General features: G+C 56.9%; 10 protein-coding genes and 1 CRISPR repeat array. Of the genes, 1 reads left to right on the forward strand and 9 read right to left on the reverse strand.

Going from position 1 to position 19,531, the window contains the following annotated elements; all coding sequences use genetic code 11:
* Nucleotides 1-15 precede the first annotated feature (15 nt).
* Nucleotides 16-1,095: an S-layer homology domain-containing protein gene (locus ROTMU0001_RS00575; RefSeq protein ID WP_005507534.1), complete on the reverse strand. Its 1,080-nt coding sequence runs from the start codon at nt 1,093-1,095 to the stop codon at nt 16-18.
* A 487-nt stretch (nt 1,096-1,582) separates the two neighbouring features.
* Here ROTMU0001_RS00575 and ROTMU0001_RS00580 point away from each other — a divergent pair, with 487 nt between their 5' ends.
* Nucleotides 1,583-2,338, forward strand: a complete 756-nt coding sequence (locus ROTMU0001_RS00580; RefSeq protein WP_005507535.1) for a nicotinamide mononucleotide transporter — start codon at nt 1,583-1,585, stop codon at nt 2,336-2,338.
* 154 nt (nt 2,339-2,492) lie between these two features.
* Here the strand turns inward: ROTMU0001_RS00580 and ROTMU0001_RS00585 are convergent, their stop codons facing one another.
* The 8 genes from ROTMU0001_RS00585 to zapE form a co-directional block, all read right to left on the reverse strand.
* A complete protein-coding gene (locus ROTMU0001_RS00585) occupies nt 2,493-3,557 on the reverse strand; it encodes a hypothetical protein (protein WP_005507536.1) in 1,065 nt (354 codons plus the stop codon).
* Nucleotides 3,557-6,430 (reverse strand): type I-G CRISPR-associated helicase/endonuclease Cas3g, encoded by a 2,874-nt coding sequence (gene cas3g, locus ROTMU0001_RS00590; protein WP_005507537.1) that lies wholly within the window; start codon nt 6,428-6,430, stop codon nt 3,557-3,559. Before cas3g ends, ROTMU0001_RS00585 begins: the two co-directional genes overlap by 1 nt.
* Complete coding sequence (csb2, locus tag ROTMU0001_RS00595; RefSeq protein WP_044141697.1) at nt 6,423-8,012, reverse strand: type I-G CRISPR-associated protein Csb2; 1,590 nt, start codon at nt 8,010-8,012, stop codon at nt 6,423-6,425. The genes cas3g and csb2 overlap by 8 nt, the downstream gene beginning before the upstream one ends.
* A gap of 1 nt (nt 8,013) precedes the next feature.
* A complete protein-coding gene (gene cas7g, locus ROTMU0001_RS00600) occupies nt 8,014-9,303 on the reverse strand; it encodes a type I-G CRISPR-associated RAMP protein Csb1/Cas7g (protein WP_005507540.1) in 1,290 nt (429 codons plus the stop codon).
* 410 nt (nt 9,304-9,713) lie between these two features.
* Nucleotides 9,714-10,067, reverse strand: a complete 354-nt coding sequence (locus ROTMU0001_RS00605) for a hypothetical protein (protein WP_044141699.1) — start codon at nt 10,065-10,067, stop codon at nt 9,714-9,716.
* A gap of 472 nt (nt 10,068-10,539) precedes the next feature.
* Nucleotides 10,540-10,839 carry a CRISPR-associated endonuclease Cas2 gene (cas2, locus tag ROTMU0001_RS00610; protein ID WP_044141701.1) on the reverse strand — a complete coding sequence of 100 codons (300 nt, stop codon included), beginning with the start codon at nt 10,837-10,839 and terminating at the stop codon, nt 10,540-10,542.
* Nucleotides 10,839-12,449, reverse strand: a complete 1,611-nt coding sequence (locus tag ROTMU0001_RS00615) for a CRISPR-associated endonuclease Cas4/Cas1 (RefSeq protein WP_005507542.1) — start codon at nt 12,447-12,449, stop codon at nt 10,839-10,841. Before ROTMU0001_RS00615 ends, cas2 begins: the two co-directional genes overlap by 1 nt.
* Nucleotides 12,450-14,383: 1,934 nt before the next feature.
* Nucleotides 14,384-17,301: direct repeats of the CRISPR family, unit length 36 nt; unit sequence CCCTCAATGAAAGTCCCTCCGAAAAGGAAGGGAAAT.
* A gap of 376 nt (nt 17,302-17,677) precedes the next feature.
* A complete protein-coding gene (gene zapE / locus ROTMU0001_RS00620; protein ID WP_005507543.1) occupies nt 17,678-18,733 on the reverse strand; it encodes a cell division protein ZapE in 1,056 nt (351 codons plus the stop codon).
* Nucleotides 18,734-19,531 lie beyond the last annotated feature (798 nt).

Consider the following 19,531-nt stretch of genomic DNA (forward strand, 5'->3'; position numbering starts at 1 on the left):
CGAGGTGACTAAAAATTAGGAGACATACGAGAAGTCAGTGAACAGCAGGTTCTGCAGCTTGTAACGGCGAATGAAACGAGCCAACTCCGCGCGAGTAGTCGGCGCGGTCGGGTTGAACACACCCGAAGAATCCAGCACGATATCGTTCGCGCCAGCCCACGCAACGTAACGGTGCAGAGTACCGGCACCCAGCACGTCGCGGAAACGAGAACCAGCAGCCTCGTTCATTTCAGTCAGCTGAACCTCCGCGTTGTACTGGAACAGCACAGCCACCAGCTCCTCGTGAGAAACCGGTGCGGTCGGGTCAATCTTGTCGCCACCAGTGAGCGGCTCGGTGATCTTGCGGTCACGAGCCCAGTGCAGCGCATTCGCGGTCGGGCGGCCTGCCGCATCCGCGAAGGGGGCAACCTCAGAGTTTTCGCTCACGCCAGCGTGACCAGCAGCGTGGTTCAGCAGAGCAATAAGCTCCTCACGGGTCACAGGGCGGTCCGGCTCAAACGCGCCAGACTGCGGGTTCGGCATCAGCCACTTCTTCTGGTTCGCCATACGGATATCCTCAGCGAACGGGTGGCTCCCCGGAACATCCTCGAAAGAGGTCTTCAGGATCTTAGTCTCAGCCACGGGGATGCGCGCAGCAATCTGGTGGGCAATCTCCTGACCCCACGGGTCGGAGCAAATATCCAGCTGCAGGGCGTGCTCGACACCCTCACCCTGCATCAGCTCGATGGGGAACTGGTCGCTACCGCTGAAGCTGTCAGCGTCACCGTCAAATTCGGGGGTGAGCGGCCAGGAGCGCAGAGTTTCGAAAGAGTCGTTACGAACGTAGCCGTGGCGTACGGTCAGAGTGGTGCCTTCGGTGAGGAATTCGCGTAGACCGTGTGCAGTGTAGTTGACGGTCATACCGGTTTCAGTGATGGTGGCACGCTGAATGACGAGGCGCGGGCCTTTAGTTTCCTCGGTTGCCGGGGCAATGTTGGTGGGTGCTTCGTCAGCCTGCGCGGCCTGTGCCTGCAGGGTCAGTGCGCCTGCAGCAGCAGCGGCGGAAGCACCCTTTACAAAGAATCGTCGTGAGAGTCGATGGTTAATCAAGGGCATGATTGTCCTATTCAGTTCTTGTTTGAGTTGAGTGAGTTACGGGTGGCAGGACGCGCGGACAGCGGCGTAAACGGTGAGTGAGGCCGATACGTGAGGTTCCCTCCCCTGTGTGCGTGAGTGAGACGCAGTGTACGGGGTGCGGGTGTCTGTCGGGCGGATGCGCGGTGAGTGAGACCGGCACGGTTCCCTGACCCAGTCATCTAGCGTACCTTAAGGTCCCCTTTAAAGCGAAGACGAAACGGCGGTGATTTTACGCCCATTTTCGATGCTCAACGAAATAGGGGCGATATCTGGCAAGGTTTACCGGAAGTTGGTATGGGTTCTTGATGGGGTGATTTTGAATTACCCAATGCCGCGGTGTTCCGAGATGTGGAATATGTGGGTTTCTGAAGTTTTATGTGTGACACGCCGTTTCAAACCCTTTTCAAAGAGTTATAGTTATTGGTACCCTATCACTGTTCCTATATCCTCAACAAAGGAGTTACCCATGGAGGCCAAGGAATTCTCATACGAGAAGGCTCTCCTCTTTTTCGCCAAGTCCAAGTACGCCGACCTTTTCGGCGTAGCACTGGTTATCGCCATCGCAATCGCCTCAGGATACCTGAGCACCAACCTCGCCAAATACGTCGACTGGGGCCCGATTACGGCCTTCATTCCCCTCGGCGTAATCTCCGTGATTAACGTGGGTATTTCAATGATGTCTACCCGCCTGACCGGCCGCCTCTCAAACGTCGGCAACGTGCTCGGCATTATTAACACGGCGCTGTCTGGCGCGATTGACTACATTCTGGGCAACAAGGCAGCAATCATCACCTACCCGGTCACTTTCATCGTGTACACCTTCGCGATTCGTAGGTGGCAGAACTCCGAACGCGGCAAGGCAATGGAACCGCCGACCGGCGCGAAGGGTCAGCTGATTATTGGCGGCATTGTGGCCGGTTCGTTCGCGTTCTCCCTGATTGCGAACTACATTGGCTACGGCGGCAAGACCTCGTTCCTGTTCTGGATCACGACCGTAGTGTTTGGACTGTCCCTGTCAGCAAACATTCTGAACGCGCTCAAGCTCACGATGCAGTGGCAATTCTGGTTCCTGTACAACACCGTGCAGTGCATAAAGGCGCTGACCCAGGGCAACTTCGCGAACGTCGGCAAGTACATCTTCTACATCATCAACAGCGTGGCAGCACTGCTGCTGTGGACCCGAAATGGCACCGCAGCCAAGGGCACCGTGGCGGTGGCGTAAGGGGCGGTTCCCTAGCGCACCAGCTACCGCATATCAACCCAGCGATATGTAGGCACTCATAATAGATAGAGGGAGGGGCCCTCCGGCAATACGACCGGAGGGCCCCTCCCCTGCATTGTGCGGGCATATTTGCCAGCTTTGATAAGCGGCTAGGTTAGCCCAGCGGAATCGCGCTACCCTTCAGAACCTGACGCTCAGGAGCCGAATCACTACCCACCTTCGCGATGGGGAAAGCAACAAACGCCTGAACGCCCTTCTCACGAAGAATCGCCTTCTCATCCGCCAACTCGGACACGAAAATGTCAGAGCTCAAAGAGCCGCGTTCCATCGCCTTACCAACCTCGTCAACCACCCTACGGTAGGGGTGGCTGCGCAGCACGGTTCGCAACCGGGCGGGCGTAACCCTTCCGGAGGATACCGGAAGCACCATGAGCCGCGGGTGCAAAGCGTTGTACGGGTACGCACCGGGGGTCACGCCAATCCGGTGGATCTGGTGAATCACCGGGAAATTCGCAATACCCACCAGTGCACAGAAGGCGAGCGCGGTATCGGTCGGCTGCGGGACGGTGAAACCAGTTCCGGTTCGGGATTCCGGCTTATTATCCAGCGAGTCGTACAGGGTCTGCCCGGTAATGCCGCTGAGCATCGCGGAAGGTTCCCAGGTGGCCAGGTCCGCGCACATCAGGCGCAGGCGGTCCTTGACGAATTCCTGGCCTTTGTTGCGAGTTTTCATCTCCCAGCGGGATGCACCGTGGTCGGGGCGAGGAGCCTTGGCTTCAAAACGCCAGTAGGCAGGTTCGCCCAGGCCAGCAATCCACAGAAGGGACAGCAGGTCGTCACGTTCCATCAGCGCATCCAGATGAGCCTGTCGGGTCTTCTGATGAGAGGCCCAATCGTCCGGGTACTTCTCCGCGTCAATTCCGCGAATACGCGGTGAGAACGGGGAGAAAACAGCGGTTTCCTTACCCGAACCGTAGGACTGGTCGACGTTCACCCAGCTGTCTTCAACGGCCAAGGAAGAAACGTAGGAGTGCACGCACTCGGCAATTTCTTCTTCTGACACGCCTTCAGCATGCATCTGGGCGCGCGGCTGACCTTCCTGAGACCAGCCGACAGTAACGGTTCCGGGGTGCTTCTGCTCAACCATCAGGGACAGCCCGTAGAGGGCAAAATGGGTCAATGCCGAGGTGTAGTCACCGGCAATAGTCAACGTTGCCATTAGTGTCCCTCCCGTGAAATCTGAGCGTCTGCTGCGCGTTCGACGGCCTCAAGGTAGGCAGTAGCGTACGGGCCGTAGGTGCGGCTCGTCTGCTCCATGAGGTTATCCCAGTAGCCGACGTTGAAGAGTCGGGTCGCCTGTTCCTTGAGCGCTTCGTAGTCCGTTCCCTCGGGCAGGTAGCCTTCCTTGAGCAGGAAGCCTGCGTCGTGAGCGAAGGAGAACCGGCCGTGACCGTGACTGCAGCCAATGATGCGCAATACTAGGTCGCGGTGCTCCCCCACCTTTTCGGGCGAGGCGGCAACCATGAGCGCGGACAGCTGCTCGTGACGCCAGCCCCTCGGCAGGGCGCTACGGCTACGGGCGCGGTACGCCTCTGCCACGGAACGGTGGCCGCTCTTGGCGAGCGCCTCCGCTTCCGGGTCTGCACCTAGCATCTGCTGGAAGCGCAGGTCACGTTTACCCTCGTCGTGGTACTTTGCAGCCAGTTCCAGGGCCTCCGAGAATTCCGGCGCCAGGCCGAGGTTCTCGGCAAGCTGACGGGTACGCTCAGCAACGTCGTTCTGGTGGTCGTCCAGAAGAACGGGACCAGCCAACACCAGCTCCTGAGCAATATCGGAACCTTCAACAGACTTTTTCTCGGTCGCATTGGTCACTTTGGCGTACCAAGAGATAACTTCCTGGCCGCCCTCAGCCTCGGTAGAAAGCTCAGAAGCAATCACCTTCTGGCCGTCCGAAGCTTGGCTGTCAAGCAGTTCTGCTGCTTCTTCGGGTGAGAGGCCCAGGTATTTCCTGAAGTGTTCCTCACGGTCCGCGCACTTATCATACACGTAGAGCTCGGCCACGCAGAGCTCATCATCATCGAGGAAGGGCACAGCCTCCAGCTTGTCCTTCGTGGAGGGAAGCTCACGCTGAGTCACGGCAATGCCTTGGTTCGTGAACGGAACACTGCCCGTGTCAAGAAGCAGGACGTCACCGGGGGCCAACGACTGGTTGCTCTCATCGCCGTGGTCAGCGTCCTGCCACAGGGAAATTTCACCCTGACGGTAAAGGAATTTACGCGGCTTCACGCCGTGCTCATCCTGGTAGTCCAGAATCTCCTGGAGAATCTTCAGATTCGCGGGGAAGGTTTCCCGGTCGCTCGGTGCAAAGTAGCTGGTCTTGAGAATCTCCATGGCGGCAGAAGTGTTGCTCGGCAGGTTATCGCGCACGATAACACCACCCATTGCGGTTTCTGCATCCAGGGAGTCGTGCAGCCATAGGTCAAGGTCCGGCTCATCGTAGGGATTCTCGTCGGTACGCGAGAATTCCAGCAGGTCAGACCATTCCGGGCGCTGGTAGAGCAGGCGCTCCGGGGAGGACTGCACCGGCGGGTTCTTCACCATTGCAGCAGGGTTTACCGACGGGTTCTCAGCACCGTTGAGCGCTTCGAGCCATGCATACGCATTGCTCAGGTCGACTGCCCTGTAGGGCGGCGCGTCCTTCTTTACCAAGTCACCGCTCGCAGGCTCAATAACGACGACCTTAGAATCCTTACGGCGACCCAGACGGTTAACACGTCCGAAGCGCTGTGCCAAGGAGGAAGCCGGCGCTAGCTCGGTCACCAGGTCAGCAAAGTCAACATCGATACCGACTTCGAGAGTCTGGGTGGCCACAACAACCTTCACGGACTCATCACCGCGGGTACTGAAGAGGTTAGGGTGGTCCTCCTGCAGATTCTCCAGGTCGTACGGGCGCTTGCGTCCTACGAGAAGCTGAACCTCTTCCTTTCCAAGCACCTTATCCTTGGTGAGTTTCTCCTTGATGGCGATAGCCGTCCGCACATGGTTGACAATACAGCCGACAGTGTGGGCTTCTTCGGAACCTTCGCTCGCCTCACGGTGAGCAAGACGCTCCATAATGGCGTCCACAGCAGCATTCACGGTCGCAGGGTTACCGGGCTTGCCGTCCCACTTATCAATGGGACGAAGCACCAGTTCCTTCTGCGAGTAGACACGGCGGTGCAGCTCTTTATCATTCGGGCTATCGAGAGCCTCAATGTCAACGCCCAGGGTGTTCGATTCGCTGTCCTCAGTTGAAGGGGTAGCGGTCGTCTCGACCACCTGCAGGGTGGGAACGCCCAGGTTGACCTCGCGCTTCTGCAACTCGGCAATACGCTGAGTGGTGTGCAGTAGCTGACGGTTCATGTGAGCCTCGTCGAGCACCATGACGGTGTCCATGGTCAGCAGGGCGGTCTCACGCGGGCGGGCAGCCATGGTGCTACCGTAGCCACGGAAGAGCGCTCGCGAACCGTACATATCCGGGGTTGCGGCGATGATTGCGCAGGCCGAAATGTCGGTGACCGGCAGGTTGCGGTTCGAGAGTTCGCCACGGATGTGACCAGTCTCGAAGGGGGCACGCCCCTGCTTGTCGTTGCGGGTCTGGAAGCTCTGGAGAGCTTCAGCAACCCTACGCAGAATATCGGGCTCACCGGATCCATCAGCGAGCGCGTCCTCCATACATTCGAGAATCTTGTCGGCACGGGTTGCCTGGCTGTCGACCAGCGCACGACGTCCCACGGTCACACAGAGGCGACGGGGAACGCGTGGCGCGGCGCCAACCGCGGCGAGCGCATTCGCGAAGAGGTGGATATCCACCACGGAGGACTTACCGGAGCCGGTCGGCGCGTTAATACGTTCCGGCCATACGCCGTACTCGCAAATGTGGTCGAGTACCTCTTCCTGCCAGCTGAAGGGGTAGTGCTCTCGCTTTTCTTTGGGCGCGTCGTTAGGTGCGGCGCTGTTATGTGCGGCATCAAGCGCAGCATCAAGTGCGGCAAAGAAGGCACCGAATTCTTCACGAGTGATGGAGGGCAACGTGGTAGCGGGGCTAGTCATGCTCTTCCTCCTTCTTGCGGCGGTCATATTCTTCGGTGGGCACGTCGAACGGAACCAGCAGGCCGCCGCCCATGTGGCGGGACTGGCCGATGGCTACGAGGGTCGTGTCCGTTGCCAGGTTGCCGAGGTCTACGATGCCGCGCCACGGCTCTGCGGGCAGAGTACGCGGCAGCTTGTAGGCGTAGGCGGCGGGGTTCTGGGTTACACGGTGGGCTTCCAGAACCTTAGCCTCAGCCTTTTTAGTGACCTGGTCCCTCAAGCTACGAATTCGTTCGCGTGAGGTTTCAGCCTCGGGCGCTTCGAAGCTGTCACGCCACACGTAAGCCATGGAAAGCAGAGCGGCGTCAGCGAAGGTCCATGCCTTCGTCTCAGCCTTCTTCGGGCGGTTGAAAACGCGCGATTCGGGAACGGCCGCGCTGAGGGTACGCCACAGACGCTTGTACCCGGTCTTGGGGGCATCCCAGAAACCCTGTGCGGGCAGGCGCTTCTGGCGAAGCTTCACAGTCAGCCGGGGGAAGTCCTGAGCGTAGAGAGTTTCTACGCTCCTGAGAGCGATACCGAGTTCTACTGCCTCATCGGTCGGGGCGCTTGCCGGAACCAAGACGAGCAGGACTCCCCTAGACTTCACCTCACGACGCAGGTAGTCGGGCAGGTAGCGGGCAGGCAGGTACTGCAGCGCCAGGCTGTTGGCCGGCTTGTGACCCTTGGGGTACCTGCCGGTGATGAGGCTGGGCGCGCCGAATCCTGCGGCAGCAACGAGAGCCTTGTGCAGCAGGGAGCTTGCCTTGACGTACTGTTCGGGCTTCAGCTCTTCACCGTCTACTTCGAGGAGCCACAAGTATTCCCAGGGGCTGGTGGAGGTTTCAGCCTCCACAGGCTGGTACTTGATGGATCCCAGGCCTGCGGTGGGTACCGATGAGGGGCGCATCGTGTCGCTCGCTGCGGTCTTGTCGCCTGCCTTGGTGGGAACCTTGGCGGGGTACGCTTCTGCATGAGCACGCATGAGCGCGTTGATTCGACCGGGTACGGGTACGCGGACGGGCATGCCGCCTGCTTCGAAGGGGCCCGACTTAGTGTCGATGGTGTGGGTGGGTTCCACGTCTCCGGTGTAGAGGGCGGTGAAGCTGCTGGCTTCTCCGAGGGAGGGTACTTCGCCGCAGAGCTGGGTGATGGTTTCCGCGATGTCTGCGGGTACCTTATCGTACTGCCAGCCGATGGTGTCGGATACTGCCCAGCCGTCGGATACGGCGCGACGTTCGGTCTGCCGCCCGTCCTTGGTGGAACGTGCTACCTCGCGGTACATGAATCGGCTCATCTTGTTGGGTGAGCGGTACACGGGGCACATGTCGGGAAGCTGTAGCCCGGTCGGGGGGTTCTCCTCAAGCCACTTGAGGGCCTTGAGAGATTCTTCCGAGGGGGCAAGCCGCCCGTTTTCGATAATTGCGTGAGGTCCCTGCGCGGCCGCGCTGAGGAGCGCGGCCTGCAAGCGGGCAGGGTCGGGGAAGGTGTCGGGGCTTCCGTCCGCCTTGTGGCCCTGGTATACGCCGAGCGGGAACCTCGCGAGAATTCCGAGGTTCGTCATATTATTCAGCGTCCTCCGCAGTGGCGTTCGCGATGATGCTGGAGTTGCCATCGACGTTGAAAGTCTGGCCATTCCAGTCAGCCACGCCAGCCTTCTTGGCGTTCTCGATAGCCTCGAGGAGCAGCTGGTCGGCCTGCTTAACGGTCAGGGGCGCGAAGGTCTTCTTCTGACCGAACCGCTGGTCGAGGGTGACAACGGGTGCGGCGGATTCAATCAGGTCGCAGTTAGCGCGGATGTAGAGTTCACGCTCAGCACGGGCAATAGCGTTGAGGCCGAGCGCAGCAAGGAGTGCACGCGCAGCAATGTTCTTTTTTTCGTCCTGGCCGAAGCGCAGCTGACGCAGGGTGGCGAGGCTCAGAACCCAGGAGCGAATAATGCGGCGGCAGGCTACAGCGCCGGTTTCTTCAAGTACGGGCGGGATGCTACCCAGGCCGAGAGTGGATGCGGAGATGCGGGCGTCAGCCTTGGCCTTCTTAATTTCGTGGCGACGAGCTCCGACATTGCCCGGGCTCAGTTCCGCTTCCTGGTCGTTGATCAAGGATTCCATATCCTTGGGAGCAAGCTTTACACTGGCAGCTACGGCGTCAACGCGGGCGCCGCCACGGCGTGCCTGTCGGTGTTCAGCGCCGGGTTCCTGGTCTGCGAGGACGCCGATGATTTCACCGACGAGGGCGCTGCGCAGGCGGACCTGGTTACTCTTGCGGGTGGAGTCCCATGCGCCGAAGAGGAGCGCTGCGGGGGCGGTTTTGAGCAGTGCGCTCATGTCTGCGGGGGTGCAGTTGCGCAGTGCGCGGTACTGGTCGTTTTCGGTGATGGGCTTATCGTCGACGCGACCGGCGCGGAAGTGGCCGTCGAAGATGCGGTGGGAAAGCTCCATGTCGGTGTATTCTACGGGGCCGTTTTCGGTCTTGTAGGTGACGACGGCGCGGGGAATCTTGACGGCTGCTTCGTCGCCGTACTGGCGGCCCTGCTCGATGGCGGCTTCTGCACGGTTGAGTTCGGACTGCTTGCTGTCGATGAGGACGACCTTCTGAGGCTTGCCCTTGACGGCCTTTTCGGCGTCCTTGGAATCTTCTTCCTTCTTGGGTTCGTCCTGGCCTTCAAGCTTCTCCACGATGTAGCGGGTTTCGTAGGCGAATACGGACTTGGAGCCGTCAACGAACTTGGCGGGTGCTACGGATGCGTGGGGGCCTGCGGCGGGTTCGAGTTCGGTGATGGAGGTGATGACGGAGCCGCCGCCGAGCTCGAGGTTATCGAGGAGATCGGCGAGGGTGATAGTGTTCTGGGACATGGTTGTCTCCTTATATGTTGGGTGCACGTTTGCTTCGATGCGTTGGACGTGCACGTTTACTTGTATAGCTTTAAGCTACTCTGCTTTTTCAAAAGGTGCGCGCGTTTTCGTCACGCCGCTATTTCAAGGACGGTAATACCCCCCTGAATCTGCACTATAACAGCCATACTTTAGGCATTATTCAACACAAATTCAGGGGGTCGATTCTCCTACTCATACTGTGCTTGCTTCATTGTTCAAATGAGATTGGCGTAGCTGGAGGAGGATTTAGCAGGATGCCACATAAACGGTCAGTACTCGGCACGGATTGGAAATCCACTCTGCGTCGCCGATATACTGATTCAAATCGTGTTTTGTGACAGCAAAACATGACTTCCGCTTATTGCGGTATCAAGGTACTTCAAAGCCGCCTACTGCGACTCCGTCGTGGTAGGCGGCTTTTGCGCATCCGCTGACACGTGCACGGTTACATGATTATGAGGGGTGAGAACGGTAATCACCGTTCCACCGTGGCTCACAACCGAGACATGAATATGCGCGGATTCCTCTCCAATGCTCAGAGACGGAGCGCTTGCAGCACCCCCATCACTCAGCATTTCTTCAGAATGTGCCTTTTGAGGAATGCCCATCTCAGGCAGGTGTCCCACACGAGCCAGGATAGGCTTAAATACCATCTCAATCAGCACAAATGCAATAAGATTCACGATCACCCCCGTGGCCATCGGCGTAGCCTGCGAGATGGGATCAATTCCAGTAGTCAGCATTACCGCCAACTTCCTTACCGCCGCTTCATGTTGACCGACTGCACCAGATTTCCCAGGAGTCGGACTGAGGTTCAAGCGACATGATCAGCCTCAGTCGCTCAAACGTACCACATCCCCCTCAAATAGTCAAAATCACGAAAACCCTCGGGCTCCTTGAAAAGATTATTGGAGGTATACATTCCGAGCCCCCCTTCCAGAATTTTTCCGAAGGGGGGGGGACACATCGAAAGCTCTCAAAGGGCCTGAACAGCTTCACTTTGAGAGATGCGTAAGAAAGGTTGCCCCTTGAAAGTATTATTGGAGTCCTCAATGAATACTCTCACCACTACGGGCGCGAGGGACAGATAGGAAGCGCATACTTCGAGGGTTTTGCAACCTCCTCCATTATCCCACCCCCTCGACCAGTCCGCAATCGAACTCGTCATTCCTCCGCTCCCCTGCCGCGCGTCGCTAGCGAATGAGCAGCACGCGGCTAGAGAATGAGCGCATCCGATTCGGTCACCTCGCGCGCCCGGCCAATGTAGCTGAAGGTCGGCTCGTCTAGGCGGGCCAGCAGCCCCAGGTCGCAGAAGAGCACTGAGTCCTCGTCCGGATCAATGAGTTCCTGAACTTCGTCTTTGATGCGCCGCACCTTGGCGGGGGCCGCATCCACAATAAAGACGCTGTACTGAATACGGTCCCCATAACTGAGAATGAGCTTGGCCAGTTTGGCGCGCCGCCGGTCGCTGGGCACGTCGTAAGCGATGAGTGTTCGTCGGGCGTCGTCACGCATTATCGTACGGTCACCCCCGTGTACTCGCGGGTGGTTCCGTTAATTACTCCCAGGAGCATGCGGGCTTGCACCTCAATAGCGCGGCGCCACGTCACCGAATACCCGTAGGTGGGGTGGGTAATCTCCGTGGCCATTCGCTTCTCGAACGCGGCGATGATGGTCTTCCGCCCTTCGGGTGTGAGCCGGTAGCTGCCACCAACCGCGGTGAAGTGTGCCGCTTTGACCTGCTTCCTATTGATAAGAGACACCACCACAGAATCCGCGATGACGGCACGGAACTCTTCCATAAGGTCAAGCGCGAGCGCAGGCTTATTGCGAGAGCTGCTGTGCAGGAACCCGGCATGAGGGTCAAGCCCGCACGTGAGAATCCCACGAATGCATTCTGAGCTGAGCAGCCCGTAGGCGTAGTTCAGCAGAATGTTGATGGGGTCGTTAGCGCCTCTCCCCTGCCGCCCGGCCCAGGTCCAGCCGAGTTCGGTGAGCACGTCTTCTTTGAGCATGGTCGCGAAACTACCGAAGTAGAGCGAGGCGGCTTCACCTTCGATGCCGAGCAGTTCCGGAATTGAGGTAGCCTGCGGTGTGTGCTTCTGAATGTCTCGCATGGTGCGGCATGCGTCTGCGGCGTGGCCGTTGCGGCGCAGCAGGGTCGCTTGGTTTGAGATCTTGCTGGCAATCATGGCGGCCGCTATGGGCAAGTGCCCCTGCGCTGAGAGGACATGCTGTTGCACGCGGGCCAGTCCATTCGGTCCGGTACCGGGTTGCGACCAGCCGTAGACTCGGCCGGTGCTGGAGCACCAGATGATGGTGCAGTTGCGCCACATGAGTTCTCGTAGAAGCGCGGAGGAAACGTCAATGTTTCCGTGGACCACGAGGCTGTGCACGCGTTCGAGGGGTACGCTGCTGATTGTTTCACCGCGGTGTTGCACGATGAGGCGTCCTTGCTGGACGGTCGCTCTTGATCCTTGCGTGGTGAGGTGTGCTACTTGGCTGTCGGGGTTGCTGGCGACGACGCGCGTAATGTTTTCTTTTCCGTGGGATTCGTCGGGTAGACACACGGAGATGTGGGAGCACCAGCTGCAGCGGGGTGAGTCTTCGAGGGGTTGCGGTGCTTTCGGACTATCGATGAGCGCACGGGTAGTGTGTACGTATTCTTCTGCGGTGCGGATGTCTTCGTCTGAGATATCGACGGGCACGGTTTTGTTGTGGTTGGTGAAGTGCACCGCGCATTCACTGACGGTTTCGCCAGCTTCTTCGAGGCAGATTTTCTGAAGGGCAAGTTGTACCCTGTGGGCGGGCGTGACGGATGCGTTGCGGCGTACGGGGGTTGCTTTGTATTCGATGATGCGGGTAGAACCGTCTTCTTGCGGTTCGATGGCGTCGCACCGTCCGGTGAGTCCGAGGCGTGTTGATGAGATGGTGACTGCGCGCTGTTGTGTGCCGCGGGATGTTTTGGGGTCGTCGACTCGTTTGTGGGCGGATTGCCCTTCTTGCATTTGCGAGGTGTCGGTCTTTTCGCCATTGGATTCGATCCATGCGCGGCGGGGGCAGTACACGGTGTGCATGACGAGTGAAATAGGAAGTTCGTCGCCTGCACTGTAGGGGGTAGACATCGGTGTCTCCTTGGTGTGAGCGAATATGGTGGGCAGTCTGCTTTGGCTGCTTGGTTTTGAGGGTAGCACCACGGTGTGGTGTTTTGGCTTATCAGCGAGTTTATGACGCTATTCCGGCGTGTTGAATTTTCTGCTTGGAGGTGTGGAGGAGGCGGGTAGCAGCTGGTGGGTGGGGCTTGCGGCTGGGGTTTTGGTCTGGCTGCTTCCTGCTCAGCCAAAAAGGAAAAGCTCCGTTCCTGGGCTGTGATGGGTCCACGAACGGAGCAGGAATAGGTTAGGGAAAGTCCCTACAAAACTGTAGGGAAGGTTGAGGTGTTTCCCGCGCAAGCTGGGATGAGCCACCCGCCTCAATGAAGGTCCCTACGAAAAAGGTAGGGAAATGGGCGCTTAGCCAAAGATAATCTCTGCGGCCTCTTCGCCTCAATGAAAGCCCTTCCAAGAAGGAAGGGAAATGCACCCTGCCCACGCCGCATCGCTACCCCTTCCAGGCCTCAATGAAAGCCCTTCCAAAAAGGAAGGGAAATCGGATTCTGCGTCATGCTCGCCTCGCGTGGCCCGGTGCCTCAATGAAAGCCCCTCCAAAAAGGAAGGGAAATGATACGCCGAAGCACCGAACCCCGTGACCGGAATGTAGCCTCAATGAAAGCCCCTCCAAGAAGGAAGGGAAATAACCGGTACCACCCAACAGGTCGAACTCGATAATGTCACCTCAATGAAAGCCCCTACAAAACTGTAGGGAAATGGGGTGTGTCTCGGCTGCGCGCGGTTCGCGTGTCGAACCTCAATGAAAGCCCTTCCCAAAAGGAAGGGAAATAATGAAATCTGGTGTGGCAAAGAACCCCTGGAAATCACCTCAATGAAAGTCCCCATTGAGAAACGGAGAAATTTAGCTATGGACTCACCCCCGAGACCTTGCCGGACCTCAATGAAAGTCTACACCTCAAGCTGCAGAACAAACGGCCCCGTGGTCATACGGGGGGGATATTGATCTGTCTTATTGAAAGTCCCCACAAGCTGATGGAAATAGTTTTTCAGATTTCGGGGCGAACGTCTCGGTGAGGCCTTAATGAAAGTCCCTACAAAACTGTAAGGAAATCGGCGATGCATGCCGTTGGTGCGGTCACGTGGTGCCTCAATGAAAGTCTCCGCTTGAAAGCGAAGATAAGATTACCCAGGCGTGAGTTTCAGACACACCCGACGGCCCTCAATGAAAGCCCTTCCAAAAAGGAAGAGAAATCTGAGCGTGGAGCCTTTTATCCCTGAACCTGAACCGCCTCAATGAAAGTCCCTACGAAAAGGTAGAGAAATCTGAATGACCCGCAGGCGGCAATCCGCGCGATGGGCGAGCCTCAATGAAAGTCTCCGCTAGACAGCGAAGAAATCGGCATCAGCGACACAGCCGTTTAAATGGCCGACAAAGCCTCAATGAAAGCACTTCCCAAAAGGAAGGGAAATCCCGAGGACAGCTACTTGCCAATGGTCGGGCCCTCTACGCCTCAATGAAAGTACCTACGAAAAAGTAGGGAAATAGCCAGCGGCGATACTTGCCGTTGGTGCGGCCACGTTGTGCCTTAATGCAAGTCTCTCTCTTATAGAGAGAATATCTCATAATATACACCTGTCTCACTCAGTGCATGAGCCCTCAATGAAAGTCCCTCCGAAAAGGAAGGGAAATACGTGACCGTAGCCGCTCATTCCCGCCGCATTCGGCCGCCTCAATGAAAGTCTCTGCTAGAAAGCGAAGAAATGGAACGACCGCTAGAGGAAGTCCACTCATTAGCCACGAAGCCTCAATGAAAGCCCTCCAAAAAGGAAGGGAAAATCCTTGATAACCGCATCCGCCGGAGCAACTGAGCTTGTGCCTCAATGAAAGTCCCCACAAATCTGTATGGAAATTGACCATCTGTACCCTGAACCCTGTTGGCAATCACGACGCCTCAATGAAAGCCCTTCCCAGAAGGAAGGGAAATGGTTTAGATGTTGATGGAGGTTGTCATCATTGCGCGGCCTCAATGAAAGCCCCTCCAAAAAGGAAGGGAAATCTGCGTTGGCTCGTGAGGGCATGCTCGGCGAATCTGACCCTCAATGAAAGTCCCTCCGAAAAGGAAGGGAAATACCAGTGCAGCAGTGCGCTCCAGCATGGCGCGGCTCCCTCAATGAAAGTCCCTCCGAAAAGGAAGGGAAATTCCCGGGCTGGTTCTGCAATTAGCCGCGGGACTTTTCCCTCAATGAAAGTCCCTCCGAAAAGGAAGGGAAATTTCGTGTGCAGGATGGTTACGCGGTCAACGTCAACCCTCAATGAAAGTCCCTCCGAAAAGGAAGGGAAATACCAGCGGCACGGATGATTACCCCTGGGCGGGCCAGCCCTCAATGAAAGTCCCTCCGAAAAGGAAGGGAAATGGGATTGATTTCGCCCAGGTCATTGGTGTCTACCTAACCCTCAATGAAAGTCCCTCCGAAAAGGAAGGGAAATGCAGGTGGCGCGAATTGCCGAACCTTTACTCACACCCTCAATGAAAGTCCCTCCGAAAAGGAAGGGAAATCTCAACTCGTCGCGAATAAATTTGTTGGGAATGTTCAGCATCCCTCAATGAAAGTCCCTCCGAAAAGGAAGGGAAATTCGAAGACCACTGACCATCAACGCCCTGAACCCTGCCCTCAATGAAAGTCCCTCCGAAAAGGAAGGGAAATCGCGAGCTTCGTGGACCGAAAGGTGAGGGTATTGGCCCTCAATGAAAGTCCCTCCGAAAAGGAAGGGAAATGAAATACTTCACCGCAGAAACTCGCTCATTCGAGATCCCTCAATGAAAGTCCCTCCGAAAAGGAAGGGAAATGCGTCGTGTGGGCTCTGGCAATGCCTCGCCAGCATCCCTCAATGAAAGTCCCTCCGAAAAGGAAGGGAAATAACAGAAGGCAAACCCTAGCCACACCCTTGTATCCGCCCTCAATGAAAGTCCCTCCGAAAAGGAAGGGAAATGCCGTATTTTTGAGCAGCGCGAATAAGCATGCGGCCCTCAATGAAAGTCCCTCCGAAAAGGAAGGGAAATGTGTCCCGGCTGGAGCGGCAGCATCTGAGGCTCACGCCCTCAATGAAAGTCCCTCCGAAAAGGAAGGGAAATGCCTGCTGCGCCGTTTCCTCATGCGCCGGGTCTGGCCCTCAATGAAAGTCCCTCCGAAAAGGAAGGGAAATAGGTTTACTCCATACCTGAAATACGGCGGCATAGTACCCTCAATGAAAGTCCCTCCGAAAAGGAAGGGAAATTCCAGCCCGATACCTTCTCACGCAGCATGTCAAACCCTCAATGAAAGTCCCTCCGAAAAGGAAGGGAAATGGGTGCAAAAAACCAGTACGCGCGATTATACAGCGCCCCCTCAATGAAAGTCCCTCCGAAAAGGAAGGGAAATTTATCCAGCACGCCCTTAACGCCCTTGCGACGTGCTCGCCCTCAATGAAAGTCCCTCCGAAAAGGAAGGGAAATTCCTGTGGCTCTCTCAGAAAACGTTGAGCTGAACACCCTCAATGAAAGTCCCTCCGAAAAGGAAGGGAAATTCTTTGCCAGAGCATCCTGAACTGGAGTGCCACTTCCCTCAATGAAAGTCCCTCCGAAAAGGAAGGGAAATTTACCGGCGGCCTCCGACGCCTTAGCGACCGCGTTACCCTCAATGAAAGTCCCTCCGAAAAGGAAGGGAAATGGACGTGCAAAAACTCCGCCTGTCTACCCGCAAGCCCCTCAATGAAAGTCCCTCCGAAAAGGAAGGGAAATGACGCCGTTTGCTTTGAAGACGTCCGTGGGGAACCCCTCAATGAAAGTCCCTCCGAAAAGGAAGGGAAATTCCCAGGTTCAGTGGAGCTAGCGATTGCATCAAAGCCCTCAATGAAAGTCCCTCCGAAAAGGAAGGGAAATCTTAGCGGCGCCGTATTCCTGCTTGAGGGCGTAGCGGGCCCCTCAATGAAAGTCCCTCCGAAAAGGAAGGGAAATGTTCTTGTGAGAGCAGAAGGCAGGCGATGACGATGCCCTCAATGAAAGTCCCTCCGAAAAGGAAGGGAAATTGGCGCGGCAGCTACCCAGCTTGCGGCACTGTCTGCCCCCTCAATGAAAGTCCCTCCGAAAAGGAAGGGAAATGCATGGCAAAAAGAGTTGGTGTCGGTGCCGACGATGCCCCCTCAATGAAAGTCCCTCCGAAAAGGAAGGGAAATGCGTACCTCGCGGCAATAGAGAATGTGGTTTCTGCACCCTCAATGAAAGTCCCTCCGAAAAGGAAGGGAAATTTCATCGACCCGTCGGTCGGTCGGTCGGTCACACAGGCCCTCAATGAAAGTCCCTCCGAAAAGGAAGGGAAATTCCAGGGCTCCAGGCTGGGAGGGACGCGCCCCCATCGACCCTCAATGAAAGTCCCTCCGAAAAGGAAGGGAAATCCGTCGGTCGGTCGGTCGGTCGGTCGGTCACACAGGCCCTCAATGAAAGTCCCTCCGAAAAGGAAGGGAAATTATTGCCGAATGCTACAGAGAAGGCAACCTCCTCGGCCCCTCAATGAAAGTCCCTCCGAAAAGGAAGGGAAATTCACGACAAATCAGGGCGACGATTTAAGAGTATTTACCCTCAATGAAAGTCCCTCCGAAAAGGAAGGGAAATCTCGCGCCCCCACCCATGCCAAGAGCAAGCACCGCGACCCCTCAATGAAAGTCCCTCCGAAAAGGAAGGGAAATTGGTGACCGGTGATGGTGTGATGACCGGGTATGGCCCTCAATGAAAGTCCCTCCGAAAAGGAAGGGAAATGCTGGCAAACTGCCAGGTTGTAGGCATTTCCGCTACAGCCCTCAATGAAAGTCCCTCCGAAAAGGAAGGGAAATAGCTACCCGAAAATAGCCCGCAACCATGCGGCAGAAACGGGTGCTTCGCGAGAACCTCGCGGAGGCTACACGCAAAATTATACACTCCAACCACATCTACCCCCGCATAACTCCCTGGCAAGGGAAGAAACCATGCGAGCGACACGCCATGTTCCCGTCACGTACCAGGTTCTCGCTCACACAAAGACCCCCGCCGGGTGCTTCCTAAGCGACCCGGCGAGGGTCCTCACGTATGAGAGGGGTTGGCGCGGTTCAGGTAAACCAGACTAACCAAGCTAACCATGCAAACCGGGCGAGCTTCGAGTCTCACGGGACTAGAAAGAACAGCGCATCAAAACCCGAGCCGGCCAAAGCTCGGCCCCGGCGAACAGCGGAACTAGCGCTCCGCCTCCTCACCCAGCATGCCCTCACGAGCCAACGCAGTCAAACGAGACACCGCACGGAAATACTTCTTCTGATAACCACCAGCCAGCATCTCCTCAGTAAACACCTTGTCAAAAGGCACACCCGAAGAAACAATCGGCAAGTCCTTGTCATACAGGCGGTCAGCCAACACCACAAAACGCAACGCCACCGACTGCTCAGTAATCGGGTGAACATCACGCCACGCAATACCATCCAGGCCATCAATCAGCTGACGGTAACGCGACGGGTGCACCTTCGCAAGATGCTCCACCAGGTCAGCGAAGTTATCAACACCAACAGTCTGGCCGCCGAACACTTCCTCAACCTTCGCTTCAAACGCATCATCAGCAACAGGCTCCGGTGCGGCAGGCAGGCCACGGTGACGGAAATCCTCACCATCCACACGGTGCACCTCAAATTGCGAAGCAAGCACCTGAATCTCACGCTTAAAATCCTCAGCCGCAAAACGGCCCTCACCCAGCGCACCAGGCAGCGTGTTCGAGGTCGCCACAAGCTTCACGCCAGCATCCGCCAGCTCACGCATCAGACGAGACATGAGCACAGTATCACCCGGATCATCCAGCTCAAACTCGTCAATACACACCAGCTTATAGCTGCTCAACGCCTCAACCGTTTTACGGAACGTCAACGCACCCACCAGGTTCGTGTACTCCACAAAAGTACCGAACGCCTTCGGGCCGTCCACATAATGCCACAGCGACGCCAACAAGTGAGTCTTACCCACACCAAAACCGCCGTCAAGGTACAGGCCAGCCTTCGTCGAATCCTTCTTCTTGCCACCAAACAGGCGACCAAAGAAACCGGCACCAGCACCGCCACCATTAATCTTGTCGCCAAAATCCTTCAGCTTCTGCACAGCCTCAGCCTGCGACGGCTGATTCGGATCAGGAATGTAGCTATCAAAAGACACTTCACCAAAACGCTCAGAGGGACGGAAACCCGCCAGCAACTCATCAGCAGAAACGCGAGGGATGCGGTCGGTCAAATGTACGGTCGTGGTGGGCACAAAAACTCTTTTCTTCAGTGACGGCGATGTGACTTCCGCTTTAAGTGTAGTACTGTCTAACACCCCGCGTGAGCCGCATGAGTTGCCCGCCACATTACGGGCACGAGGAGGGAGTGGGGGGTGGGATATGCGGGAGGGGCTTCTGAGCTGGAACGCGGAGGGCGGGATTGCGAAGGCCTGGGCGTTTGGGTGAGGAGGCTGAGGTGGAGTGTGTTTTGGGCAGGGTCTGTCTTGGACGGGTGCTCTTGGGTGGGCGCAGCGTTCGATAGGTTAGTGTCTTCGCCGTGGGTTTTAAACCCGCGGAGGAGGCAATAGCCTATCGATATTCCCTAAACCTATCGGCCATTACTCTGCCCCTCTAACTACTCCCCTAGCTTGCTGTTCATTCTTTTGGTCCGCAGCCCTCTCCCCTGGTCTGTTGCGGGGATGCTTTTGCTGGGGAACACTCGCCACTATGTGTAAATTCTTTGCGTGCAGGTACTTATTTGATACATAAAGCATTGAGGTGTTCGTATGGTGATGTTTCGTCGCTGTAGCACCCAAAAGAATACAAACGGCGGCAAACATGCGGTAGGGTGGTAACTGTAGTGTTCCATAACGCATTGATGCGTTTGTTGGGTGCGCTACGGGGCTGTTTCCCTTCCGGTGGTCAGCTTGACCTGCGAATAACGGCCTGACATGCACATATATCACACCGTCACCGATGATAGGAGCGCTTCTTCTATGGATTCGACCATTTTCAACCGCCGTACCCTGTTGGGTAGCGGCGCACTTGTGGGCCTTGGTGCCCTGCTCGCA

It is taken from the genome of Rothia mucilaginosa ATCC 25296 (genome assembly GCF_000175615.1).
GTDB lineage: Bacteria > Actinomycetota > Actinomycetes > Actinomycetales > Micrococcaceae > Rothia > Rothia mucilaginosa.